Source organism: Clostridium sp. HMP27, from assembly GCF_000765165.1.
Lineage (GTDB): Bacteria > Bacillota > Clostridia > Clostridiales > Clostridiaceae > Clostridium_AK.
In genome coordinates this window covers 73,642-98,225 of sequence record NZ_JMFY01000018.1, presented here as the reverse complement: position 1 = coordinate 98,225, position 24,584 = coordinate 73,642, and the positions used below count along the sequence as shown (strand labels likewise).

The window sequence follows — 24,584 nt, the reverse complement described above, 5'->3', positions numbered from 1 at the left end:
TTTAGTGGTAATATTATTAGCAAAATATGGAGAGTTTATACATATATATCTTCTCCTAATTTAGCTATATGAGAATAAAATCCTTCTTCATTAAGCATTTTATAAAAACTCTCTTGTGCTTCTTCATCACCATGAACTAAAAATATATTCTTAGGTTTGTTTTTAAATCCCTTTACCCAATTCAAAAGTCCATTTTTGTCCGCATGGCCTGAGAGTCCTTGCAAATTATATATATGTGCTTTTACTGCAATTTCATCTCCAAGTATTTTTACTAATTCTTCTCCATTCAATATACGTTTTCCAAGAGTTCCTTCTGCTTGATAGCCTACAAATACCACTGAGCATTCTTTTCTCCACAAATTGTGTTTAAGATGGTGTTTTATTCTTCCTGCATCGCACATGCCGCTGGAGGAAATTATTACAGCACCACTTTGAATATTGTTTATATCCATGGATTCCTGAGGTGATTTGGTAAATGTAAGACCAGTAAATTCTAGTGGATTATCACCAGAGTTAACTAATCTTAAAGCTTCAGTATCAAAATACTTTGTATATTTTTTAAATACTTCTGTAGATTCTGAAGCTAAAGGGCTATCCACATATACCTTTATGCCCTTTAATATTCCAGACTCAACATAGTTATTTAATGCATAAATTACTTCTTGAGTTCTTCCTATAGCAAAGGAAGGGATTATAATATTTCCTCCTCGGTTTACAGTGTCCTGTATTATATTAACTAATTCTTTTAAATCACAGAATACGTCTCCATGAAGTTTGTCTCCGTAGGTGGTTTCCATAATAATATAATCTGCATTGTCTATGTAGGTAGGGTCTTTTAAAATAGGTATATTTATATTTCCGAGATCACCAGAGTAAACCAGCTTAGTTGTATGATTATTTTCATTTATCAACATTTCAGTTATGGCCGAGCCTAAAATATGTCCTGCATCTGTAAATTTAATTTTTAATCCATCAAATAACTCAATCCACTCATTATAAGCGCAGCCTTTAAATAAATCCATGGATTTTTTAGCGTCAATTTCGGTATAAAGGGGAGTCACCTCTGGAAGAGCTTTACGTCTGCGTTTTCTGTTAAGCCATTCTGTTTCCATTTCTTGAATGTGTCCGCTATCTTGAAGCATTATGTTACATAAATCCTTTGTACCTTCAGTGCATAAAATTTCTCCTTTAAAACCTTGTTTATAAAGTATCGGTATTCTTCCGCTATGATCTATATGAGCATGGCTTAATATTACAAAATCTATATCTTGTGGGTTGAAGCTAAATGCAAAGTTACTTCGTTCTTTTTCATCTTTTCCTTGAAACATACCGCAATCTAGTAATACTTTTTTATCTTTGATATGTAATATATGTGAGGAGCCTGTAACGCATCCTGCAGCTCCATAAAACTCTATATTCAATTTAAAACCTCCTTAAAACTTCCGGTAAAGTATAGTATTACCTAAATCTTGTGTATTTATAGTGTTAAAATCTTTTTTATGATAAAATTAATGGGGAAATATTTGTATTGGGAGGAAATAATATGAGAGATATAAGATTAAATAAGTTAGCAAAACTTTTAGTGAATTATTCTACAGAAGTAAAGCCAGGAGATTTTGTACTAGTACAATGTGATGATGTGGCAACTCCATGGATGGTAGAAGTAGTTAAAGAGGCTGTGAAGGCAGGGGCTCATGTAGAAACTTTAATAGACTCACAGGAAGCAAAATATATAAAGCTTAAGCATGCATCAAATGAACAACTTTTGGAGGAAAGCTACATACAAAAATGTGCTATAGAAAAGGCAGATGTATGGTTAACTGCTTGGGGAAGTCAAAATACTAAGGCTAATTCTAATATTCCATCAGAAAAAATAAAGTATTCTTCAAAGGGTGCATCCAGCTGGAGAAGGATATATTCAGAAAGATGTGGAGATGGAACACTTAGATGGTGTGGAACGCAATTTCCAACTCATGCAGATGCTCAAGAGGCTTCCATGAACATTTTTGAATATGAAGATTTTGTATATGGGGCAGGGCTTCTAGATCATGATGACCCTGTGGCAGAGTGGAAGAAGATAAGCAGAGATCAGGAAAGATGGGTAAAATATTTAGACACTAAAAAAGAGCTTCATATGATTTCTGAAGGAACAGATATTAAAGTAAATATTGAAAATAGAAAGTGGATAAATTGCGATGGTAAGGCAAATTTCCCTGATGGAGAAATATTTACGTCACCAGTAGAGGATGGAATAAATGGAGTTATAACCTTTAGTTTTCCTGGTATATATGCTGGAAAGGAAATAGAAGGAATAGTACTTAAGGTAGAGCAAGGAAAAGTTGTAGAAGCAACAGCTAAAAAAGGAGAGGAACTTTTAAAGGAACTTATAAATACTGATGAAGGGGCTTCCTTCTTTGGGGAAGTTGCCATAGGAACAAATTATGGTATAAAGAAGTTTACAAGAAATATGCTCTTTGATGAAAAAATAGGTGGAACTATTCATATGGCATTAGGAGACTCTATGCCTGAAGCTGGTGGAAAAAATAGATCCACTATTCATTGGGATATGCTTTGTGATATGAGAAATGGCGGCAAAATATACGCTGACGAAGAATTATTTTACGAAAATGGAGAATTTAAAAAGGATATACTTCTGAAATATAATTTATAAAAATAAGAGAGTACTTGAAAGTACTCTCTTTTAGATTTAATGATATTTAGGGCGTTTTTTATTTCTTTTTTTATTGGAAATTAGCTTTATGACAACAGCAATTAATACTAAAACAGCTATTACACTTATTAAGGCAAAAGTATATAAAAGAATATTTTGCTTAAGTAACGTTCCTTTAGATACATTTGTATATAAGCTGTAGTCTTTTGAAGCTTCTCTTTGTTTTAAAGTAAGAGTTCCAAGTTTAGTGTCTTCATCTAAAGACCAAGGATTTAACTTATTTAACTTGAATATTTTTTCGTTATCCTTCTTGTTTACTTCATTTTCATATATTGTTACATCCTCTTTTACGATAAGAGGAACATCTATCTTTTTCTCTGGACCAAAGAAACCAAGAGGTTTGTATGTAATAGTTTCAGTTTTTAATGCAGTTCCTTTAGGATAAATAACAGTCTTCTTTGCTTCATAGCTCCAATCAATAACTTTTTTCATATCTTGGAACACATAAGAGTCTTGACTATCATATACTGAATTCATAATTACACCAACAAGTTTTCGTCCACCTCTTTCATAAACAGCTACTAAGCATCTTCCGGCAAGAGAAGTATAACCTGTTTTTCCACCTACATTACCATCAACACCTAAGTTTTTATTTCTATTTTCAATTATAAGCACAGTGCCAGCAGAAGTACGAATAGTACTTGTCTTTTTTGCCATAGATTCTCTAACCCATGGATTTTTGTAGGCAGCTCTTGCTATAACAGTTAAGTCATATGCAGTGGTGTAATGATTTGCATCATGAAGACCATTAGGTGTAACAAAATATGTATTTTTAAGTCCTAGTTTTTTTATTTCTTCATTCATCATATTTTCGAAGCTTTTAGCATTTCCTGCAACGTTGTCTGCTATCATATAAGCAACATCATTCCCTGAGTAAAGTAAAAGTCCATCCATAGCATCGGCACCAGTCATAGTTTCACCAACAGCGATAGGGTGCATATTTTTATCAAGGGAATATTCAGGTTGTATTTTTGCAGACTGGGTATATGTAAGATTATCACCTTTATCTTTATGTTCAGCTAATAGTAAAGCTGTCAAAAGTTTTGTAGTACTTGCTGGATACATTTTGTTATCTGCAGATTTTGCATATATTATTTCTCCAGTATCGGCATCCATGGTAATAGCAGCTTTACCATATATTGAAGGCATATCTTTAGCAGCTGCAAAAACCTGAGTACTTATAGAAAGTGATAAAATACATGAAAGAATAAATGAAAATCTCTTTTTCAACGTACATCTCTCCATTTTCTATAGTGTTTTTTTGCTGTATATTATTAAGTGTAATACCCATTAAGTATAACATGGAGCGGTGTATTTGACAAACTTAAATTAGTATATAATATTAATAAGTAATTATATAGGTTAAAGGAAGGAGTTCTAATTATGATATCAAATATAGAATCAATATTTAAAAACAGACAAGCAGATTTAATAGGAAATTATAATAAGTATGCAGTGATGATATGTATTACAGAGGAAGAGGCACCGAGTATAGTATTTGAGATAAGAGCTTTAACACTAACTTCTCAGCCTGGAGATGTATCGCTGCCTGGAGGTAAAATAGAGCCTGGGGAATCACCTATGGAGGCAGCAATTAGGGAAACCATGGAAGAGTTGAATATAGGTAAAGAAGATATAAAAGTAATAGGTGCTATGGATTATTTTGTTAGTCCTTATAATCAAGTGATATATCCATTTGTAGGAATATTAAAAAAATGTGATTTTCAGTGGAGTAAGGATGAAGTACATAAGATATTCAAAGTTCCAGTGGATTTCTTTTTAAGTAATGAACCTGAGAAATATGATATAGATTTAATTCCAGAGTTCCCTGATAACTTTCCATATCATCTTATAGTAGGTGGGAAAAACTACAAGTTTTCAAAAGGAAAGCGTGAGCAATATTTTTATAAATATAACGAATACGTAATTTGGGGATTTACAGCACTTATAATTAAAAGATTCATTGATATTATAAGATAATGTTGAAACTAGAGTATGGGATTTGCATTTAGGAAATCGTTCGCTGCGCAAAAAGCTCTAATATTTCTGACTTAAAAACATCTAAGCCTTCTAAACTCGCGTTCGCTCAAACAATAGAAGGCTCTTAACGATGTTTTAAAGTCAGAAATAAAGAGCTTTTATTGCTTGCTCAATGATTTCTACAATGTAAATCCCATACTTTATTCAACATTAAAAATATCACTATAGAGCATAGGAGCTAGAGAGTAATGATTATTTGGAGCGTGTTTTTCTGGGAAGAAAAAGTACTGAGGATAAAACTATAACTCCTAAGTAAATAAAAATCATAAAGCTAGGTATAATAGGGGACTTATATAAATATTTCAAAAATACAAATACTGCTAGTGAAATTACAGACCAAAACAAAGCAATGTAACTCATTCTTTTGTTTCTCTCATGCCAAACTTCAGGTTTTTTCATAGTACCAATTATTTTATCCTTATCAGGACTTTTGTCAGAACTTTTTATAAGTACAAATTTAAAGTAAGCATAAAATAAAATAGCTACAACAAATATTCCTAGGAATATATAAGATAAGGATATGGTTGAAAAGTTCATAATTATCACCTCTTAATTCTAGGTATTACAATTAGTTTATATTATTGTTATAAAATTATGTGCCCAGCAGCAACTTTTTTAATAAAATAATAAAAAATTCTGTGAATTACCAATTTATTATTTAAATTTTCTAAATATTGGTGTATAATTTATTTAAACAATAGGATACCAATTAATTGGTATCTAATTACTATATTATTAATGTGGGAATAGGGGGAAAATCAAGTGGGGGAATGTACTTTTTTATCAACTTGTGATAATAAAGAAGAATGTTTTAAAGATTGTGCGTTATATAATTTAAAGGAAAATGAGGGCATATGTCCTTTTAAAACGTTATCAAATTATAAAGTTAAATCAATAGAAGAGTTTGATGACATGTTTTTTAAAGAAAGGGAGCTGGACTTCATTAAAGATTATTACAGAGAAATGCAAGAAGAATATATGGTTTAATGAAGATAATAATTAATAATCAGGGGATATTAAATAAAATAAAGGAAAGCTGGCTTAATCCAACTTCCCTTTATTTTATTTATTCTCCATATATATATTGGAGTATTTATTAATAAGGTTATGCTTTAAGGACCAAAGCTTTGTAGATAAATCCACATAGTAGTTATGAGGATTTTCAAACCTTAATACTTCGTGCCATAACTTCTCAGTTTCCTTATCTACTATCTGTTTAATTTCAGTTACAGAAGGAGAATCATACACAAGATTTCCTTTGTCAAATATTTGAACCATAAGCTCTTTGGCATAAAAATTAGTAATCTTCTTCTTTTTCCAAGTATAAACAGGATCAAATAACATTAAGGATTCTTGCTCTTCTATATTTTCATCATGAAGAGTTATAAGGTCAGCAATAGCTTTATCAGTATCCTTATCAAATATTCTATATATCCTTTTGAATCCAGGGTTTGTTATTTTTTCTTCGTTTTCACTTATCTTGATTCTAGGAACTATATTATCCCCGTCTTCTATAGCTACAAGTTTATATACTCCTCCGAATACAGGTTCGGATTTTGCTGTTATAAGTCTTTCGCCAACGCCAAATCCATCTATAGGAGCACCTTGACGTAAAACTGAGTCTATTATATATTCATCTAATGAATTGGATACGATTATTTTTACATCACTATATCCAGCCTCATCAAGCATTTCTCTACAATTTTTAGTAAGATAAGTTATATCCCCACTATCTATTCTAATTCCTTTTGGTCTAAAACCTTGAGGTTTTAAAACTTCATCAAAAACTTTAATCGCATTTGGAATACCAGATTTTAATACATTGTAGGTATCTACTAAAAATGTACAGTTGTCTGGGTAAACCTTAGCCCAAGCTTTAAAAGCATCATATTCAGTAGGGAAAAGCTGTATCCAACTGTGAGCCATAGTCCCAGAAGATGGAACTCCAAACATTTGCTCAGCTATTGTACAAGCGGTAGAATTACATCCACCAATCATTGCTGCACGAGCTCCATATATAGCTCCGTCATATCCTTGAGCACGACGAGAACCAAATTCCATAACTGTACGGCCATCTGCAGCTCTGCATATTCTATTGGCTTTAGTAGCAATTAGTGTTTGATGATTTATAGAAAGTAAAATCATTGTTTCTACAAATTGAGCTTGTAGAATAGGACCGCGAACTGTTACTAAAGGCTCATTAGGGAATACTGGGTTGCCTTCTGGCACTGCCCATACATCACAAGAAAATTTAAAGTTTTCAAGATAGTTTAAAAACTCTTCGGAAAAAATAGTTTTGCTTCTCAAATATTCTATATCGTCATGAGTAAAGGATAAATTAGAAAGATACTCTATTAGCTGCTGAATACCTGCCATTATGCAATATCCGCCACCATCAGGTACTCTTCTAAAAAACATATCAAAATAAGCTATTTTATTTCCTAAATCATTTTCTAAGTATGCATTGCCCATGGTAAGTTCATAGAAATCTACTAACATGGTAAGGTTTCTATCATTTCTAACGTTAAAGTTTTTTATGTACTCCATAGTGTTAACTCCTTATATGTTATAAATTAATATTTTTGTTAATAATATAAATAATTATTACTATTTTATACCTTGAAATATTTTTTTACAAGGTAATTGTTAAAAATGCTTATATAAAAATGAAGGTGAGTAAAATGTCTAGCTGTAATTTAGACCAATGGCAATTTGATGCAGTGAAAAGTAAAAAAAGAAACTTACTTATAGTAGCGCCTCCAGGTTCGGGAAAAACTACTGTTATTATAAATAGGATAGAATATCTAATAAACTCTGAAGGGGTAAAGGGAGAAAATATTATAGTAATAACTTTTACAAAAGCTGCAGCAAAAAATATGTATCTAAGATATGTAAGCAATAATAATCTAGAAGTCCCCGCATTTTTTGGAACCTTTCACAGCTTATTTTATAGGATATTATATAGAAATTCAAATAAGCCCCGAATTATAGCGGGAGATCAGTGTCTAAAAATTATAGATTATACCTTAAGAAAATATACAGAAACTATTAATGAAGAAAAATTAAAAGGAATAATCAATAGTATATACCTTTATAAGAGCAGCGAAATAAGCTTAGATGAGTTTAAGTACACAGGAGACAAAGAAGTCTTTTATGATTGCTATAATGAGTATGAAAAATACAAAAAGGAAAATGGACTAATAGATTTTGAAGATTTACAGGTTATGTGTAAAAATTTACTTAAACAAGATGAAGTACTGTGCAATTATTATAAAAATAAATTTAAGTACATACTTATAGATGAATTTCAGGACTGCGATAATATTCAACTCAGTATTTTAAAAATGTTAAATACAAATAATTCTATATTTGCAGTAGGTGATGAGGATCAATGCATATATGGATTTAGAGGTTCAAATCCAGGATGTATGGTTTATTTTAATAAGTATTTTGAAAATGGAGAAAAGGTATACTTACATAAGAATTACAGAAGTGTACTTAATGTGGTGGATTTTTCAAGAACATTTATTAAAAAGAATAAATTAAGGAATGAAAAAATAATAGAAGCCTTTAGAAAAGATATAGGTGATATTAATGTACTTACTTGTAGGGATGAAAGAGAAGAATCAATCAAGGTAGCTAAAGATATAAAAGATTTTATAAAGGATAAAAAGATTGAATATAATGATATAGCAATACTATATAGAACAAATAATGAGAGCTTAAGTTTGATAGATGTTTTTTTAAAACAAGGTATTCCATTCAAGTTATTAGATAAAAATTATAACTTTTTCAATCATTTTTTTTGTAAAGATATAATCTCTTACCTGAAATTAGCCATAAATCCTTATGATAGGGAAAGTTTTATAAATATTATAAATAGGCCTCTTAGATATATAAGTAAAGTTGATATACATAATTTAAATAAAAATCCTTTAAGAGAAAGTTGTTTTGAAATACTTGCAGGCTATAAATTGCCCATATTTAAACTGAAAATTATAAGAGATTTACAAAAGAAGATTAATAAGATGAAAGATATGACTCCAATTGATGCAATAGAGTATGTAGTGTATTCCTTAAATTATGAAGATTATATTGAAAGTTATATTAAAAAAACCAAAAAAGACAAAGAGGAATTAAAGGATTTTATAGAGATGCTTAAAAGTTCGTCAGAGGATTTTACGACTATAGAGGAGTTTATAAATTATATAGAAAAGGGAAGAGGCGAATTACCTAAGGAAAGTTCAAATGCTGTTACCTTAAGTAGCATACATGGAGTAAAGGGAATGGAGTTTGAGTGTGTTTTTATAGTCAATTGTATTGAAGGTAATATTCCCCATAAAAACAGCAGCGAAGAAAATTTAGAGGAAGAAAGAAGGATTTTTTATGTGGGTGTTACAAGAACAAAAAAGTATCTAACATTATGCATTCCTGAGTTGTATAAAGGACAGTATTGTAATCCTTCTAATTTTATAGGGGAATGCGGATTGGAGAAGAGTATATGTAATAATCCCGTGTATAAAGGTGGGGAAAATGTCAAACATATATATTTAGGTGAAGGTATAATAGATAAGGTAGATGAAAACTTCATAAGTATATTATTTAAAAACAACATAAAAAGACAAATTAGCATTAAAAATGTTATAGGAAATAAGATATTAAGTTTAATAAAACATAAAAATGTATAAGTAATGGTTAAACTTAACATATTTTATCTGATTTATGATATATAAATAAACCTATAATAGGATTATTGATTGACATATAAAAAATATATGTTATACTATTATCGAGAATAGTATAGTAAATGAAGTGTATATTTTTAAAATATCCAGGAGGAAAAGTTATGATTTCATTTAAAACTATGTGGGAAGATGTATCAGGATTAATAACAAGAGAAGAAATAGATGACATAGAAATAATAGAAAAGTATAAAGATGGATTTGTGGTAAGACATTCAGAGGGAAATTGCTTTGTAAATAAAAATGATTTTATAGACGTATGGTGTAACATACTATATTTTAAGGAAATGCCTAAAAATCAGATTTTTAATGGTCCGAGGGAATCTTTTAAATATGTATATGCTGTTATGAAGAATTTACCATATATAAAAGACAATGCCGAAGTAATAAGATTAGTAGAGTAGTTTGTTGAATAATTGGAAATAATGTTATATAATTTTAATTAAGCTCATATTCTATGAATATGAGCTTTTAAAATGCACAAAAAACTAGTAAGGAATTTTAGGAAATTATAACATTATACATATTATATTTTTTAGATTATTAGATAAACTAAAGGTAGGTGTAAAAATTAATATGGTAGATATAAATTTTTTGCAAAGAGCAGAACAAATTAAAGAAGATCTTATAAAATGGAGAAGAAATTTTCACATGAATCCTGAACTAGATTATGATCTTTGTAATACTACTAAATATATAGAAGAATTTTTACAGCAAAATTGTATAGAGTATAATAAGGTGGCAAAGTCTGGGATATGTGCAATTATAAAGGGGAAAGGGAGCAAAACTATAGCTCTTAGGGCTGATATGGATGCACTGCCATTAGAAGATAGAAAAGAAGTGTCCTATGCATCAAAAACATTAGGGAAAATGCATGCTTGTGGACATGATGCACACACTGCGATTCTTATGGGAGCAGCGTTAATATTAAATGAATTAAAGGATAAGTTACAAGGTAATGTTAAGTTATTTTTTGAACCTGCAGAAGAAACAACTGGAGGAGCATTACTCATGATAAAAGAAGGAGTAATGGAAAATCCACATGTAGATGGAGTTGTAGGACTTCATGTAGATGAAAATATTGCTTGTGGTAAAATAGGAGTGAAAATGGGGGCGGTAAATGCAGCTTCAGATTCATTTAAGGTAAAGATAATAGGAAAGGGAGGCCATGGAGCTCGTCCTGATACAACTATAGATCCTATATTTATTGCAAGTAGTGTTATTGTAAATTTACAATCCATAATAAGTAGGGAATTACCACCTACTTCACCAGGAGTTGTAACTGTAGGATGTATTCAGGGAGGAACCGCCAATAACATAATTCCAGAGGAAGTATATTTCAAGGGTACTATAAGAACTATGAAAACTGAGCATAGACATTATGTAAGAGAGAGATTTAAAGAAGTTGTAGAAGGCATGGTTAAATCCTTAAGGGGAGAATGTATCATAGAAATGGAAGAAAGTTATCCATGCCTATATAATAATGATGATATGGTTAAAAATTTTCTTATAAGTGCTGAAGAAGTAATGGATAAGAAGGATATATTAGACTTAGATGCACCTAGTATGGGAGTAGAAAGTTTTGCATATTTTTCAATGGAGAGACCAGGAGTATTTTATAATTTAGGTGTAAGAAACGAAGCAAAGGGAATAATTCACCCAGCACATGGAAGTTTATTTGATGTAGATGAAGAGAGCTTAGCTTTAGGTGCTGCTCTTCAAAGTAAATTTGCATGGGATTACTTAAACACAATAGATAAGGAGTAAAAATATGAAAGCAGAAATTGGATCTAATGAAGCGCAGCAAAGACTGGATAAATTTTTAAGAAAATGGTTAAAGGATGTACCTTTAAGTGCTATATACAAAGCAATAAGAAAAGGCGACGTAAGGGTAAATGGGAAAAAAGCTAAAGAAAAATATACTTTAGAAGAAGGGGATATGGTAGAAGTAACATATATATCCTCCACAGATACTAAAAAGAAGTTGAATTTTCAAAAGGTAGAAGCTACTAAGTTCAGTAAGTTAAAGATTACCTATGAAGATGAAAATATGATACTTGTAGAAAAGTGGCCTGGTATACTTGTTCATTCTGATAAAAAGAATGGAGAGGCTACATTAACTGATTACATATTATCCTATTTGTATGATAAGGGCGATTATATCCCAGAAAAAGAGCTTACTTTTACGCCAGCTCCATGCAATAGATTGGATAGAAATACTTCTGGTATAGTAATATTCGGTAAAAATTATGAAAGTCTTAAACTTTTAAATGAAATGATAAGAGAAAGAGACATAAAGAAATACTATGAAGCATTGGTAGCAGGAAGAATAAAAGATGGAATATATGAAGGATATATATTGAAGAATGAAGATAGTAATATATCTAAGGTATATACAAAAGAGGTGCCAAATTCTAAGAAAATAGCTATGGAAGTAAAGACAATTCAAAGCTGCGGAACTTTTTCTTTTATAGAAATAGATTTAATAACAGGAAGAAGTCATCAGTTAAGAGCACATTTAAGTGAATTAGGCAATCCTATAGTTGGAGATGTGAAATATAGCAAGGATAGTAAACTGAATAGTTTTTTCAATAACAAATATGGATTGAATTATCAATATCTTTATGCATATAAGGTTATCTTTAAAAATTGTAAGGATAAACTTGCGTACATGGAAAATAAAACTATAGCAGAAACACTACCTCCAGTACTTAAAAAAATAAAAAATGATGTATTTAAGTTTTAAGTAGAGAAGATAGGAGAAGTAAAATATGAAAGAGCAATCTACTGCTAAGGGGTTTGCAATACTCTCTGCAGCAGGAATGATGGTAAAGGTAATATCTCTTTTATACATACCTTTTTTAAGAGTAATAATAACCGATGAAGGATATGGTGTATATGGAGCAGCTTATTCTGTATATGTATTCATATTTGTTTTAACTAATTCAGGTATACCAGTTGCAATATCAAAACTAATATCTGAACTTACTGCCGTAAAAAACTATAGGGATGCAGTAAGAAGTTTTAAGATAGCAAGATTAATATTACTTTTAATAGGAATAATAATGGCAGTACTAATGATAGCTTTAGCAAGGCCTTTGGCAAATTTAGTAAACTTTGAAAAAGCCTATTTATCAATATTGGCTTTAGCACCTTCTATATTATTTACTTCAATAGCTTCAGCATATAGAGGGTATTTTCAAGGATTGCATAATATGACACCTACAGCAGTATCACAGGTTATAGAACAAATAATAAATACTATTTTTTCATTGGTATTTGCAGCGCTTTTAGTAAAGTACGGTATTGAAGCAGCCTGTGCAGGAGCAACAATAGGAACTTCTCTTGGAGCATTTATTTCTGCAGCTTATCTTATATGGTATTATGAAAGACATAAGAAAATTAAGGTTCCTAAAGGATATATTGAAGCAAATATAAAGAGATATAGTTCTAAGAACATACTTAGAAAAATTATACATTACGGACTTCCAATTACAGTATGCGTAGGGATGACTTATGCAGGTAATTTAGTTGATTTAGGAAATACAAAGGCAAGGCTATTAGCTGGCGGAGTTTCTGAAGCTTACGCGTCCACACTATATGGATATTTAGTTAAGTATCAGCAGCTTTTAAATGTGCCAATAGCTATTATATCATCTCTTGCAGCAGCAATACTTCCGGCTTTATCTGGAGCAGTAGCTGTAGAAGATAGACATGGCGTAAAAAGTAAGATTAAATACGCATTTAAAATGTGCTTTTTAATAGCTATTCCAGCGGCCTTTGGACTCTCTGTGCTAAGCACGCAAATATTTGAAATGCTTAGATTTGGACAAGGATCTTATTTAATGGCGTATGGTTCTGTGGTTCTTGTTCTAATGTCAATAATGCAAATTCAAACAACTATACTTCAAAGTATAGGTAAGCTTTATACATCTACTTTATATTCCTTTATAGGTATATTAGTTAAAATTTTAGTAAACTATTTCTTGATATCTATACCAAGTATAAATATTTTAGGGGCTATATATGGAAGTATTGTTGGATATATAATTCCAATAATTCTAAATCACAATATGCTTCAAAAGTCCTTAAGATTAAAATTCAAGTTTTTAAGGCCAGCTCTAAAACCATTGGTAGCATCTTCGTTTATGGGTGCTGTTGTATTTATTGTATACATTGCTTTTTACAGTGTTTTTAAATTGTTTGGAAGCAATTATTTAGCGATATCAATAAGTGTTATAATATCAATAATAATTGGAGCCTACTCCTATCTATTTGGATTAATTGTTACAGTTGGAATTTCAAAGGAAGATTTTAATATATTACCTAGAAAAGCTTTGAAACTTATACCTAATGTATTACTGAAAAAGATAAAGTAGTACGACATTTTTAATGCTCCAGAGCCTTAAAAATTTCTTTATGTGAAATGCTAAATGAATAATATTTTAATTGGTAAGTATATATGCATAAGCCCATATTGTAATCTGCAATATGGGCTTATTATCAAACTAACTGTTTTCTTTTGTTGAAGAAATTTTTATAGGATAAATAACATGCTACAAAAGAAGATATTGAAGTTGTTGAAAGCAGCATAAATGTTACCATAATCTGATATTTGATTGCCTCTACAGGTGAAGTGCCAGCAAGTATAAGTCCTGTCATCATACCAGGCAGCGATACAATTCCAAGTGTTTTTGCTGAATCAATTGTTGGAAGCATACCAGTTTTTATTGAGTCTTTGATTATTTCTATAGATGACGGCAAAATATCTGCACCCAGGGAAAGTTTTGTTTCAATCTCTTCTCTTTTATTTTTAAAATCAGAGGTTAATTGTCTGTAACACAAGCCTAAGGCTACCATAGCATTACTTATAATCATTCCGCTTACAGGAATAATCTGATAAGGCTCATACCTGATGGCCCTAGAAAATACAAGAATAGATAAGGTAATTATAGTTCCTAATGATATTGATATAAATGATATTAGAAGTCCATTTTTTATTGCGTTACCTCTTTTTGCAGCATTATAAGCGGCATTAAAAGTCATAAACAAAAGTAGGAGAGTTGTAAATATTGGGTTTTTAAGTCCAAAAATATAATTAAGTAAATATCCAACAATAACTAACTGCAGTATTGCTCTCATAACACTTATTATAATTTCTTTTTCAAGTTTTAACTTCTGAGCGTAGGAAAATAATAGTGCCACTAGCACAAGTGATGAGGAAATTAAAAGTGAGGAAGAATTCATCAAACTGCTACTCATTTTAGCACCTCCAGTGACTTAATTTCGCCATATTCAATGGTTAATATTTTATTTGCAGTTCTTTTACTTTGTTCAGGGTTATGAGTTATCCAGACAATGGTTGTACCATCCTGGTTCAATGATTTTATTACATTTTCAACAATAAGAGTATTACCAGTATCAAGTGCAGATGTCACTTCATCTAGAAGCAGAATCTCTGGTTTAAATAATAATGTCCTGATTAGTGCAATTCTTTGCTTTTCCCCTCCAGACAGGTTTTTTATATCTTTGGTTAAGTATTCTTTATCAAGATTAAAGAGAAGAAAAAGTTCTTCTACTCTTTGCAAATCCACCTTACTGCCTCTTATAGAATATGGGAAAGAAATATTATCCATAACAGTATCGCCAAAGATATATGGAGTTTGGAAGCAATATGCAATATTTTTTCTTAATTCCATAGGGTTGTGTTCCATAATAGATTTGTTTTTATATATGATTTTACCTTCTGTTGGACTTTTCAAATGACAGCACAATTTAAGAAATGTACTTTTGCCACTGCCAGATGACCCAACAACAGAAATATAATCCCCTTGATAAATAGGAATTGTTATGTTTTTCAATATGGTTTTATTATCATCAATAAAAAATACATTTTGAAATTCTAATAATGACAAGATAACCCCCCCAATCAATAAATGTTATTTGCATTGAATAAACTTTCCTTTTTTACATTTGTAAGCAATTCAGCTAGTAATTCTTTAAATAGTTGTTTTTTATCCTCCTGCAGAGTATTAAAAAAATTTAATGAAAATAGTTTATCTTCTTCAACATGTTCTTTTACAACTTGTTTTCCCAGCTCAGTGGCAATAAGCTCAATAGTGCGTCTATCTTCAGTACTTCTGATTCTTTCTATATACTTTTTAGTTTCTAATCTGTCAATAATTCCTGTAAGAGTGGAGGGGGGGATATCATACTGCTTTGATATGTCCCTTATTTTCACTTTTTCCAGGAAATATATTCTTTCTAGTACATACATATCTTGTGGTTGAATATTAGAACTCTTAAGCTGATAAGAATTTTTATATTCAAAAACATCTATGAGTTTGTGGATTAGTTGATTTTCATTCATTAGTTCACCTTCTTCTCGTATCATATATTACGATTATCGTAATATATGGGCAGTATAACATTATTTTAAGTGTTATACAATGAAATTGTTTAAAAAAGAAGCATCTTATAATTCAGATGCTTCTTAAGTTGATACGTAGTTTATAAATACTACACACTAATTTTAAATCAATTCTAATGATTATATTTTAATATTTATATTGTTTACGCAATGTTTTTTGAAACTTTTTTAAGTAGTTCCTCACTTTGTTTATTAGCGCCGATAAAAGTTGTTTTAATACCATTATTTTTATTTTTATTAATCAATTTATCAATTACTTCAACAGCTGTTGAATCCCATAATGTCATTGTACTTATGTCGATTATTACTTCATCTTGATGTTTCATTTCACCTGCAAAGAAATCAAGAAATTTTTCAGCTGACGCAAAGTAAAGATGTCCGTGTACTTTATAATGATGAGCATCTTTTTCACTGCCTTGTTCTACATGGATATTTGACATTTTGAATGCTGCAAAAATTGCACTCATTAATGTGCCTATAACCACACCATATGCTAAGTTATGCGTTGATAAAACAATTGCAACTGTTAAAATCATTGTAAAAACTTCGCTTTTTGGTACAACGGTTAAACGCTTAATTGATTCCCAGTTAATTGTTTCAAATGAAACTACAACCATTACTGATGCTAAAGCAATTATAGGAATTTGCATAACTACATTACTAAACAAGACCACTGACATCAACATGAAAAAACCTGATAGGAATGTGGCTAAACGACCAATTCCACCATAATTAATATTGATAATTGTTTGTCCAATCATACCACAACCAGCGATTCCACCGAAGAAACCAGAAATAATATTTCCTAAACCTTGACTTGTTGACTCAACGTTTTTATTACTACCTTCTCCTGTTATTTCATCCACTAATTGTGCAGTTAATAGGGATTCTACTAATCCAACAATTGCCACAGAAAGAGAAGTAGGAAAAATAATTTTTAGTGTTTCTAGTGTCATAGGCACCTTTGGGATTCTAAAGCTTGGGAGTTTGCTTGAAATTTCGCCTAAGTCACCTAACATTTTTACATCTAAATCTAATCCTATAACAATTAGAGAAATAACTAAAATTGACACAATTGGTGAAGGAATCTTTTTCGTTATTTTTGGGAATATGAAAATAATTATGACCCCTATAATTCCAAGTACAGGTAAAATCAAATTTCCTTTAAAATGATCCAGTTGGGATGTGAACATCATAATACCTAATGCGTTTACAAAACCAATCATGACTGGCTTTGGAATATAACGCATCAAAGTTCCAATTTTAAAGAAACCTAAAATTGCTTGAACAACACCTGCTAAAATTGTTGCAGCAAATAAATATTCGATTCCATACTGAGCTACTAAATGTGCTAATACTAATGCAACCGAGCCTGCGGCTGCGGAAATCATGCCTGTTCGTCCGCCGAAAAATGCTGCAATTGCTGTGATAAAGAATGTTGCGTACACCCCAACAATTGGGTCTGCTCCGGCAACAATCATAAAACCAATAACCTCTGGAAATAAAGCTAAGCAAACAACAATCCCTGCCAAGATATCTCCTTTGACATTGCCAAACCATTCTTTCTTTAAATCTTTAATCATTAATTTATTCACCTCATATATTGTTTTTAATATAAAACTTTATGAACTCTAAATTTTGCATGCAAGTAACATTCTAGCACATATCGTTCCAAAAACCAACCATTTTGAAACTTTTTCGGATAAACTTTAATATAGATTGTGTTATAATAAAAGAAATATCTTATGAGCTAGGAGAATATGTATGATAATCGGATATATGAGACCATATCAAGGAGATTTAAATTGCGAAAATCAACTAAAAATCCTAAAGGAAGCAAATTGCGTAGCAATTATTGCTGAAGAACATTCGTCAGCTAAAAAAAGAATCCAGCTGCAAAGTGCATTAGATATGCTAAAAAAAGATGATAGGGTAGTTGTTACAAAACTTTTTGTATTTGCTGATTCAACAAGGCATTTGGTTGAACTCTTGGAAGCAATTGAAAGTAAAGGTGCCTATCTTCAGTCTCTTACTGAGAAAATTGATACCAGTAATCCGAATGGATATAGATTCACTGATATTGTAAAGTATCTTGTTGATTTCCAAAGCGATGTCACAAGTGAAAAAACAAAAGAAGGGTTATATGAAGCAAAACAAAAGGGAGTCCACGGCGGCCGTCCGAGGAAACCTGATGAAAATGTAAAACGTGCCATTGTTATGTATCAAAGCAAGAAATATAGTCTGGCAGAAATAAAAGATGAGACTGGAATTAGCAAGTCAACTTTATATAGATATTTGGAAAGTTAATAGTTAATATATATTTATGCATAAAGAAAAACAAGGGAAGTCAAATGGATTCCCTTGAAAATCATATGATTTCATTTTATTTCTTAGAGAGTTTAAAATCAAAAAATATTAACAAAAAACCTGTAAGAGTTATGATTGGATACTTCATAGACAGGGTTTCTGGTAAAATATTTTTTAAAATATTTAATATAAAATAAAACAATATGCACAGTAGTATACTTATAACAAAATTATTTTTATTAAAGTCAATATTAAGATGTTTTCTTATTTCAAACATGTTAATTATAAGTGTTAAGGATGAAGTTATAATAAAGGTTATTACAAAGCCATATATGTTTATAGAAGGTATTCCTATAAAAATATAAAGACTTATAAGTTCTATGACAGAAATAATAAGAGAGTTTCTAAGTAAAATACCTTGTCTGCCCAGCCCGTTTAATATGCCATAAGTTGTTGTGCTTACATAAACTAAAGGTGCAACTAAAGCAGAAATGGCTATAAAATTGCCTAGATCTTGTCTTTTAAAGAGTAAGCTTCCCAGTTCATTTGGAATAGTGTTGCATATAATCAAGGTAGATAATCCTAATAAAAATGCAATCTTAAGTACACTCATAACTCTAGTTTCTGTACCCCAATAATCTTTATTACTAATGCTTTTGGATATGTCTGGAATAAGTATTGTAGACACGGAGTTTATAACAACCATAGGGAAAAATATTATGCTTAAGCTCATTCCTGTGAATTTGCCAATTAAGGATAGTGCTGTACTATAATCCATTCCAGTAGCAATTAATCTTCTGGGAACTATTAAAGTAGAAACAGTGGATAGTGCTGTGGATGAAAAAGCATTTAAACACAAAGGTATAGATATAATAAGTACGTTAAATAGAAGTTGAGCCCGTCCTTCTGAAGACTGCATATTATTAGAGGGCTTTACTTTATGTATTTTATAAGATACATAGAGCAAAGCAGTACTTATCCCTTCGCCAATTGCTAAAGCAACATAGGCAAAAGTTACTTTACTGGAAATATCCGTTGATAAAGCATAGGTGCCAAATATAACTATTATAACTATTGTTCTCATAAACTTTTCAAATACATCAATATATGCAGGAATTTTAACTTTAGATATACCATAAAAGTATCCTTTAAGTATTGAAGAAAATGCAATAAATAACATTGCAGGACAAAGCACCTTTATAGCATATAAGCTTCGACTGTCTTTTATTAAATAGGTACTTATATAGTTTGAACTTACAAATACAATGCTAACAACTATAAGTGCCCATAAACCATCAAAAGATAGAGTTGTATCGATGGTTTTATTTAAGTTTTTAAAGTCGTGTTTACTGTAATACACTGCAGATACCTTAGAAATAGCAGTTATAAGACCACCAGAAATAATACATATAAATAAATTATATATAGGCATTATTAGTCCATAAAGCCCCATGCCTTCAGGGCCAATTTTACTTGATAGTATTATGGCAAATGTAAAACCTAGTATCCCGGTTGCTATATTAGCTGCTGTTAGCGTAAGGGTATCCCTATAAAAAGTATCTTTTTTCATTCCTTATAACCTCAATATTATTAACATTAATAATTATTCTTAAGCCTCGGGAAATATTCATAAGCCTTAAGAATAATTACTATGGGCATAAAAAAATACTGTATTATAAAAAATTATAATACAGTATAAAAATTACTCTTCATTTGCAGCGGATAACTCCTCTGATTCTCTAAGTTTATCTACGATTACGGCACAAGAAGCATCTCCGGTTATATTAACAGCAGTTCTAAGCATATCAAATATTCTATCTACACCAAATAGTATAGGAAGTCCAACTACAGGAATGTTAGCAGCAAGTAAAACTGCTACAACTAGTAGAGTTGGTCCTGGAACACCGGCTTGTCCTATGGAACCTATGGTAGCTGTAAACATTATTGCAATATATTGAGATGGGCCAAGGTCTATATTAAACATTTGTGCAAAGAAACATGCAGCTAGTGAATAATAAATGGCATTTCCATCCATGTTTATTGTAGCGCCTAAAGGCAATACAAAAGAAGAAGTTTGTTTTGATACTCCAAGATCCTGTTCACAAGTTTCCATATTTACAGGCAGCGTTGCCATAGATGAAGCTGTAGAAAGTGCAACCAATTGAGGTTTATACATGGAAGACCAAAACTTTTTCAGTGACATTGAAGAAAATAATTTTATGTTTAATGAGTAAAAGCCAAAGTTATGAATAATTAAAGCTAATACATATATTAAAAATAAATAAACTATCTTCTTTAATATTTCATACCCAAATGTGCCAGTGGCATCTGCCATTAATGCAAATACGCCAATTGGGGCTATGTACATTACCTTCATGATTATAAAAATTAAAGCATCGGTAATATAAGTGAATGTATTTACAATAAATGTTTTCTTTTTAGTTTCTAAAGAAGAAATTCCAAAACCGAAAAATAAGCTGAAGAAAATAATTTGCAGGATATTTCCTTCTACTAAAGCTTTAATTGGATTTTCAGGAATAACACCTTTAATAGTATCCCAAAAACCAGGTAAATCTCCCTTGGTTTCAAACTCATTAGAAAACATAGAACTAAGTGAGGATACATCAATACCTGCACCAGGCTTGAAGATTTCACCAAACACAAGTCCTATAATAACAGCAACCGAAGTGGTAATCATATAATAGGAAAAAGTTGCAACTCCTATTTTACCAGCAGATTTTGTGTCACCTATAGAAGCGGCACCAGTTATTATGGAGAAGGCTACTAAGGGCACAACCACCATTTTAATAAGCAACATAAATATATCGCCTAAAGGTGCAAACATATGGGCAGATTTCCCCATTATCAGACCTGTTAATATTCCTACAAACATAGCAATAATTATTAAAGCACCTAAATTTGTAAAGATGCTTTTCTTTTTAGTATTCATTTATAAGTCCTCCTAATATATAAGTACATATTTATATTGTATACATATACTCAAATAATTTTATAGGAATATAGGGGAAAATGCAAGTAAAATAAGGGCTATAATTCATTTACTTTTACATTATAAAATTTAAAAGTATGCGTTGACAAAATATATACTATGGAAGATAATTTTATTTAAGAGAAATCTTTGAGAATATTTTGATAAATTTTAAATTTATAGGTTTAATAAAAAGTCTTTTGGAAATCCTATACATGGAACTTTAATGCAAGAAAATAATAAATAATATAGAAGGAGTAGTTGAGTTATATGAGAAATAAGATTGAAAAAACCTATGGAGGTGCATTGAAAGGATTATTTTTTGCTGTAAATCCTTTGAAGAAGAAGGTACTAAAAACTTATTGCACTGTTCATAAATTTATAGATATACAGGCGCTAAATATTTTAAAAAATGATGGATATGAAGAGGAATTTGAATTCTTAAAGAAGTATATAAGTAGTATAAATGCAGGGGCTATGTGGGCGGATCAGGATTTTAAAAGTTCTAATCATTTCTATGATTATAGAAAGGGGAAGGGGTTATACGGATTTTCTAATGCATTAGAAGAATGTAGGCGTTATTATTCAAATGCCTTAGAATATATTGAGGCTGGAAACATGGAAAAAGGTATGTTTTATTTTGGAGCAGCTTGTCATTTGATACAAGATACTACAGTTCCTCAACATGTTAATAATAAACTTTTAAAAAGTCATAGAAAGTTTGAACTATGGATAATAAGTAAGCTCATGAATGACTTTATTTTTGTAGCAGATAGTGGGGTAGTGAGATACAAGTATATAGAAGATTATATAAAAAATAATGCATTTATTGCTAACAACGCATATTTGAAAAATATTCATATTAAAGATAGAGAGCAAAGATACGGAAACATCGCATCTGTTGCTTTAAAGGAAGCACAGAGAACCACTGCAGGATTTATGTTAGATTTTTGTGATGAAATAGAAAAAGTTAGAAAAGACTATAAAGAACTTCTAGAAAAGACAGATTAAAAATCCTCTATTAGAGGATTTTTAATCTTTATAGAGAAATATTATATATAAAATTGACAAGCCTTAGAAGTAAGAGGTATTCATCTTTAAAGGAGGTGGATATATGGAGAAAAATATTACTTTACAATTAGAAGATGAATTATTTAATGGCAATCTATTGGATATTGGTATGTCTAACACAGGAATAATATATAATTTATATAAGGAGTTCAATGTTAATCCTACTATAGAGTATATAGATGGAAAATATGACGAGAATAAAATAGAGGAAAAATATTATGATAACTGTGTACTACTTTTTACTTTAAGTCAAGTTTATTTTGAAAGCAGCAGAAAGGAGCTTATAAAAAATATTAATAAATATCTAAAAGAAAAGGGTAAAATTTACATATGGGATGTAAATAAAGGGTATAATAAGTTAGTCAATTTTAATATAAAAATTATTTCTTCTAAGACAAAAGAAAAAAAGATTACATTTAAAGATAGTAAGATATTTTTGAGTTCTAATAAAAAGGCTACTTTAAAGATTTTAAGTGAATATTTTAACATAATAGAAGAAATGCAAGACGAAGATATATATTATATAAAAGCAGAAAAGAAATAATATAAATGGTTTGAAAGGAAAGTAAAGAATGAAAGTAATATTAGCAGCAGTAAATTCGAAATATATTCATAGCAATTTAGCAGTAAGATATTTAAAAAATTACACAAAAGATTTAAATTATGAATGTATTTTACAAGAATATTCTATAAACGATAGAGTAGAAAGAATAGTGCAAAATATAATGAAAGAGAAACCAGACATGGTTGGATTTTCTTGTTATATATGGAATATGGAATATGTACTCAGAGTTTCTAAATTATTAAAGCTTATAGATAAAAATATAACTATCTTTTTTGGAGGGCCTGAGGTTTCTTATGAAGAGGCTTCTTATGTAGAGAAAGATAATTGCGACTATATAATAGTAGGAGAAGGCGAAGAAACATATAAGGAGTTTATAGAATGTATATTAAATAATAGCCAGATAATAGACGTAAAGGGCCTATACTTTAAAGACAAAGGTAAAGTTATCTATACAGGTAAAAGAGAGCTTATGGAAATGGATAAAGTAGTATTTCCATATGATAGAGACGAAGATTTAAAGAATAAGATTGTATATTATGAAGCCTCAAGAGGATGTCCTTTTAACTGTAAATACTGTCTATCCTCAACTGTTCATGGAGTGAGGTTTTTAAACCTTGAAAGAGTAAAAAGTGAATTAAAGTATTTTATAGATAATAAGGTTAGTTTGGTAAAATTTGTGGATAGAACTTTTAATTGTGATCATACCTTTGCGTATTCAATTTGGAAGTTCTTGATAGAAGAAGAAGGAGAAACTACCTTCCATTTTGAAATATCTGCGGATTTACTAACAAAGGATGAAATAGAATTATTATCTAAAGCTCCTAAAAATAGATTTCAATTTGAAGTAGGAGTTCAAAGTACCAATAATCAGGTACTTAAAAATATAAATAGAACTGCAAATTTTGAAGATATCAAAGAAAAGGTATGCGAGCTTTTAAAAATTAAAAATATACATCAACATTTAGATTTAATAATAGGGCTTCCTGAAGAAGATTTTAGTTCATTTGAAAAATCATTTAACGACTTGTATTCCATTGAACCAGAACAAATTCAGTTAGGATTTTTAAAGTTATTAAAGGGGTCCTCCATGAGAGAAGAAGCGGATAAATGGGGCATAGTATATTCGCCGTTTCCTCCCTATGAAATTTTGAAAACTAATCATTTATCCTATGAGGAGTTAATTAAGCTTAAAATGGTTGAAGAAATGGTGGATAGATACTATAATTCGGGTAATTTTAATTTATCTATAAAGTATCTTTTATCAAAATTTGATAAACCTTTTGACTTATATTATTCACTTAGTCAATTTTACTATTTAAAGGGATACTTTGACAGAAATATATCATTTGTTGACTACTATAGGGTTTTGATTTATTATAATGAAAGTATACTAAATTCAGACAGTTTTGTATTAAAGGAAATAGTTAAATATGAGTTTTTATATCATACTAAAAAGAAATGGATACCTGATTTCGTAACTAAGGCTTTGGATAAAGAAGAAGAAAAAGTACTTAAGAGAAGAATATTAGAGGACGATTATGTAAGTAATAACAGAGAGCTAAATAATATTAGGCTTGAAAAATTTTATATTGATATAATATCCCTCATAAAAGAAGGAAATATATATAATAAAGAAACCTACATAATGTTTGATGACAGAAATGGTATGATTAAAGATGTTACAAGTCTTATTTATCAGTAAATTTTTA

Annotated in this window: 22 protein-coding genes; 12 read left to right on the top strand and 10 right to left on the bottom strand. The window is 30.2% G+C overall.

Features of this window, described 5'->3' with window-relative positions:
* Positions 1–35: 35 nt before the first annotated feature.
* On the bottom strand, positions 36–1,421 hold the full coding sequence (locus DP68_RS09630; protein ID WP_052085736.1) for an MBL fold metallo-hydrolase: 1,386 nt from the start codon (positions 1,419–1,421) through the stop codon (positions 36–38).
* Between the two features lie 122 nt (positions 1,422–1,543).
* On the opposite strand from DP68_RS09630, the gene DP68_RS09625 reads away from it, so the two are divergent.
* Positions 1,544–2,671 (top strand): aminopeptidase, encoded by a 1,128-nt coding sequence (locus DP68_RS09625; RefSeq protein ID WP_035308906.1) that lies wholly within the window; start codon positions 1,544–1,546, stop codon positions 2,669–2,671.
* A gap of 36 nt (positions 2,672–2,707) precedes the next feature.
* Here the strand turns inward: DP68_RS09625 and DP68_RS09620 are convergent, their stop codons facing one another.
* Entirely contained in the window at positions 2,708–3,961 is a 1,254-nt protein-coding gene (locus DP68_RS09620) for a D-alanyl-D-alanine carboxypeptidase family protein (protein WP_291548286.1), read from the bottom strand.
* A gap of 153 nt (positions 3,962–4,114) precedes the next feature.
* Between DP68_RS09620 and DP68_RS09615 the strand changes: the two genes are divergently transcribed.
* The gene (locus tag DP68_RS09615) at positions 4,115–4,711 is read left to right on the top strand and encodes a CoA pyrophosphatase (protein ID WP_035308901.1); all 597 of its coding nucleotides are present in this window, start codon (positions 4,115–4,117) and stop codon (positions 4,709–4,711) included.
* Between the two features lie 252 nt (positions 4,712–4,963).
* Here DP68_RS09615 and DP68_RS09610 read toward each other — a convergent pair whose 3' ends face one another.
* Entirely contained in the window at positions 4,964–5,308 is a 345-nt protein-coding gene (locus DP68_RS09610; RefSeq protein WP_035308900.1) for a hypothetical protein, read from the bottom strand.
* Between the two features lie 225 nt (positions 5,309–5,533).
* Between DP68_RS09610 and DP68_RS09605 the strand changes: the two genes are divergently transcribed.
* A complete protein-coding gene (locus tag DP68_RS09605; protein ID WP_035308898.1) occupies positions 5,534–5,758 on the top strand; it encodes a hypothetical protein in 225 nt (74 codons plus the stop codon).
* 75 nt (positions 5,759–5,833) lie between these two features.
* Here the strand turns inward: DP68_RS09605 and DP68_RS09600 are convergent, their stop codons facing one another.
* Entirely contained in the window at positions 5,834–7,318 is a 1,485-nt protein-coding gene (locus DP68_RS09600) for a nicotinate phosphoribosyltransferase (RefSeq protein ID WP_035308896.1), read from the bottom strand.
* Positions 7,319–7,452: 134 nt separating this feature from the next.
* On the opposite strand from DP68_RS09600, the gene DP68_RS09595 reads away from it, so the two are divergent.
* The 5 genes from DP68_RS09595 to DP68_RS09575 all read left to right on the top strand — a co-directional run bounded on the left by DP68_RS09595 (position 7,453) and on the right by DP68_RS09575 (position 13,892).
* A complete protein-coding gene (locus DP68_RS09595) occupies positions 7,453–9,459 on the top strand; it encodes an ATP-dependent helicase (protein ID WP_035308894.1) in 2,007 nt (668 codons plus the stop codon).
* A gap of 158 nt (positions 9,460–9,617) precedes the next feature.
* Complete coding sequence (locus tag DP68_RS09590) at positions 9,618–9,917, top strand: hypothetical protein (RefSeq protein ID WP_035308892.1); 300 nt, start codon at positions 9,618–9,620, stop codon at positions 9,915–9,917.
* Between the two features lie 172 nt (positions 9,918–10,089).
* Positions 10,090–11,280: an amidohydrolase gene (locus DP68_RS09585; protein WP_035308890.1), complete on the top strand. Its 1,191-nt coding sequence runs from the start codon at positions 10,090–10,092 to the stop codon at positions 11,278–11,280.
* A 4-nt stretch (positions 11,281–11,284) separates the two neighbouring features.
* The gene (locus DP68_RS09580; RefSeq protein WP_035308889.1) at positions 11,285–12,259 is read left to right on the top strand and encodes an RluA family pseudouridine synthase; all 975 of its coding nucleotides are present in this window, start codon (positions 11,285–11,287) and stop codon (positions 12,257–12,259) included.
* Positions 12,260–12,284: 25 nt separating this feature from the next.
* The gene (locus DP68_RS09575; RefSeq protein ID WP_035308886.1) at positions 12,285–13,892 is read left to right on the top strand and encodes a polysaccharide biosynthesis protein; all 1,608 of its coding nucleotides are present in this window, start codon (positions 12,285–12,287) and stop codon (positions 13,890–13,892) included.
* A 124-nt stretch (positions 13,893–14,016) separates the two neighbouring features.
* Here DP68_RS09575 and fetB read toward each other — a convergent pair whose 3' ends face one another.
* From fetB to DP68_RS09555, 4 genes are all read right to left on the bottom strand, one after another.
* Positions 14,017–14,775, bottom strand: coding sequence for an iron export ABC transporter permease subunit FetB (gene fetB, locus DP68_RS09570; protein ID WP_035308884.1), 759 nt, complete (start codon positions 14,773–14,775; stop codon positions 14,017–14,019).
* Positions 14,772–15,428, bottom strand: a complete 657-nt coding sequence (locus DP68_RS09565; protein ID WP_035308882.1) for an ATP-binding cassette domain-containing protein — start codon at positions 15,426–15,428, stop codon at positions 14,772–14,774. The genes fetB and DP68_RS09565 overlap by 4 nt, the downstream gene beginning before the upstream one ends.
* 14 nt (positions 15,429–15,442) lie before the next feature.
* A complete protein-coding gene (locus tag DP68_RS09560; protein ID WP_035308880.1) occupies positions 15,443–15,883 on the bottom strand; it encodes a MarR family transcriptional regulator in 441 nt (146 codons plus the stop codon).
* A gap of 203 nt (positions 15,884–16,086) precedes the next feature.
* Complete coding sequence (locus tag DP68_RS09555; RefSeq protein ID WP_035308878.1) at positions 16,087–17,526, bottom strand: SulP family inorganic anion transporter; 1,440 nt, start codon at positions 17,524–17,526, stop codon at positions 16,087–16,089.
* A gap of 181 nt (positions 17,527–17,707) precedes the next feature.
* Between DP68_RS09555 and DP68_RS09550 the strand changes: the two genes are divergently transcribed.
* Positions 17,708–18,250, top strand: coding sequence for a recombinase family protein (locus DP68_RS09550; protein WP_035308877.1), 543 nt, complete (start codon positions 17,708–17,710; stop codon positions 18,248–18,250).
* Positions 18,251–18,326: 76 nt separating this feature from the next.
* Here the strand turns inward: DP68_RS09550 and spoVB are convergent, their stop codons facing one another.
* Entirely contained in the window at positions 18,327–19,820 is a 1,494-nt protein-coding gene (gene spoVB / locus DP68_RS09545) for a stage V sporulation protein B (protein WP_035308876.1), read from the bottom strand.
* A 132-nt stretch (positions 19,821–19,952) separates the two neighbouring features.
* On the bottom strand, positions 19,953–21,200 hold the full coding sequence (locus DP68_RS09540; RefSeq protein WP_035308874.1) for a dicarboxylate/amino acid:cation symporter: 1,248 nt from the start codon (positions 21,198–21,200) through the stop codon (positions 19,953–19,955).
* Positions 21,201–21,509: 309 nt separating this feature from the next.
* On the opposite strand from DP68_RS09540, the gene DP68_RS09535 reads away from it, so the two are divergent.
* The 3 genes from DP68_RS09535 to DP68_RS09525 all read left to right on the top strand — a co-directional run bounded on the left by DP68_RS09535 (position 21,510) and on the right by DP68_RS09525 (position 24,577).
* The gene (locus tag DP68_RS09535) at positions 21,510–22,250 is read left to right on the top strand and encodes a zinc dependent phospholipase C family protein (RefSeq protein WP_035308872.1); all 741 of its coding nucleotides are present in this window, start codon (positions 21,510–21,512) and stop codon (positions 22,248–22,250) included.
* Positions 22,251–22,353: 103 nt separating this feature from the next.
* Complete coding sequence (locus DP68_RS09530; protein WP_035308870.1) at positions 22,354–22,854, top strand: hypothetical protein; 501 nt, start codon at positions 22,354–22,356, stop codon at positions 22,852–22,854.
* A gap of 28 nt (positions 22,855–22,882) precedes the next feature.
* Positions 22,883–24,577 carry a B12-binding domain-containing radical SAM protein gene (locus DP68_RS09525; protein ID WP_035308869.1) on the top strand — a complete coding sequence of 565 codons (1,695 nt, stop codon included), beginning with the start codon at positions 22,883–22,885 and terminating at the stop codon, positions 24,575–24,577.
* Positions 24,578–24,584: the final 7 nt, after the last annotated feature.

Coding starts and splice junctions, on each gene's coding strand:
- DP68_RS09550 (WP_035308877.1), top strand. CDS start 17,708: ATGATAATCGGATATATGAGACCATATCAAGGAGATTTAAATTGCGAA.
- DP68_RS09585 (WP_035308890.1), top strand. CDS start 10,090: ATGGTAGATATAAATTTTTTGCAAAGAGCAGAACAAATTAAAGAAGAT.
- DP68_RS09555 (WP_035308878.1), bottom strand. CDS start 17,526: ATGATTAAAGATTTAAAGAAAGAATGGTTTGGCAATGTCAAAGGAGAT.
- DP68_RS09535 (WP_035308872.1), top strand. CDS start 21,510: ATGAGAAATAAGATTGAAAAAACCTATGGAGGTGCATTGAAAGGATTA.
- DP68_RS09530 (WP_035308870.1), top strand. CDS start 22,354: ATGGAGAAAAATATTACTTTACAATTAGAAGATGAATTATTTAATGGC.
- DP68_RS09575 (WP_035308886.1), top strand. CDS start 12,285: ATGAAAGAGCAATCTACTGCTAAGGGGTTTGCAATACTCTCTGCAGCA.
- DP68_RS09590 (WP_035308892.1), top strand. CDS start 9,618: ATGATTTCATTTAAAACTATGTGGGAAGATGTATCAGGATTAATAACA.
- spoVB (WP_035308876.1), bottom strand. CDS start 19,820: ATGAAAAAAGATACTTTTTATAGGGATACCCTTACGCTAACAGCAGCT.
- DP68_RS09525 (WP_035308869.1), top strand. CDS start 22,883: ATGAAAGTAATATTAGCAGCAGTAAATTCGAAATATATTCATAGCAAT.
- DP68_RS09540 (WP_035308874.1), bottom strand. CDS start 21,200: ATGAATACTAAAAAGAAAAGCATCTTTACAAATTTAGGTGCTTTAATA.
- fetB (WP_035308884.1), bottom strand. CDS start 14,775: ATGAGTAGCAGTTTGATGAATTCTTCCTCACTTTTAATTTCCTCATCA.
- DP68_RS09625 (WP_035308906.1), top strand. CDS start 1,544: ATGAGAGATATAAGATTAAATAAGTTAGCAAAACTTTTAGTGAATTAT.
- DP68_RS09595 (WP_035308894.1), top strand. CDS start 7,453: ATGTCTAGCTGTAATTTAGACCAATGGCAATTTGATGCAGTGAAAAGT.
- DP68_RS09600 (WP_035308896.1), bottom strand. CDS start 7,318: ATGGAGTACATAAAAAACTTTAACGTTAGAAATGATAGAAACCTTACC.
- DP68_RS09615 (WP_035308901.1), top strand. CDS start 4,115: ATGATATCAAATATAGAATCAATATTTAAAAACAGACAAGCAGATTTA.
- DP68_RS09580 (WP_035308889.1), top strand. CDS start 11,285: ATGAAAGCAGAAATTGGATCTAATGAAGCGCAGCAAAGACTGGATAAA.
- DP68_RS09560 (WP_035308880.1), bottom strand. CDS start 15,883: ATGAATGAAAATCAACTAATCCACAAACTCATAGATGTTTTTGAATAT.
- DP68_RS09610 (WP_035308900.1), bottom strand. CDS start 5,308: ATGAACTTTTCAACCATATCCTTATCTTATATATTCCTAGGAATATTT.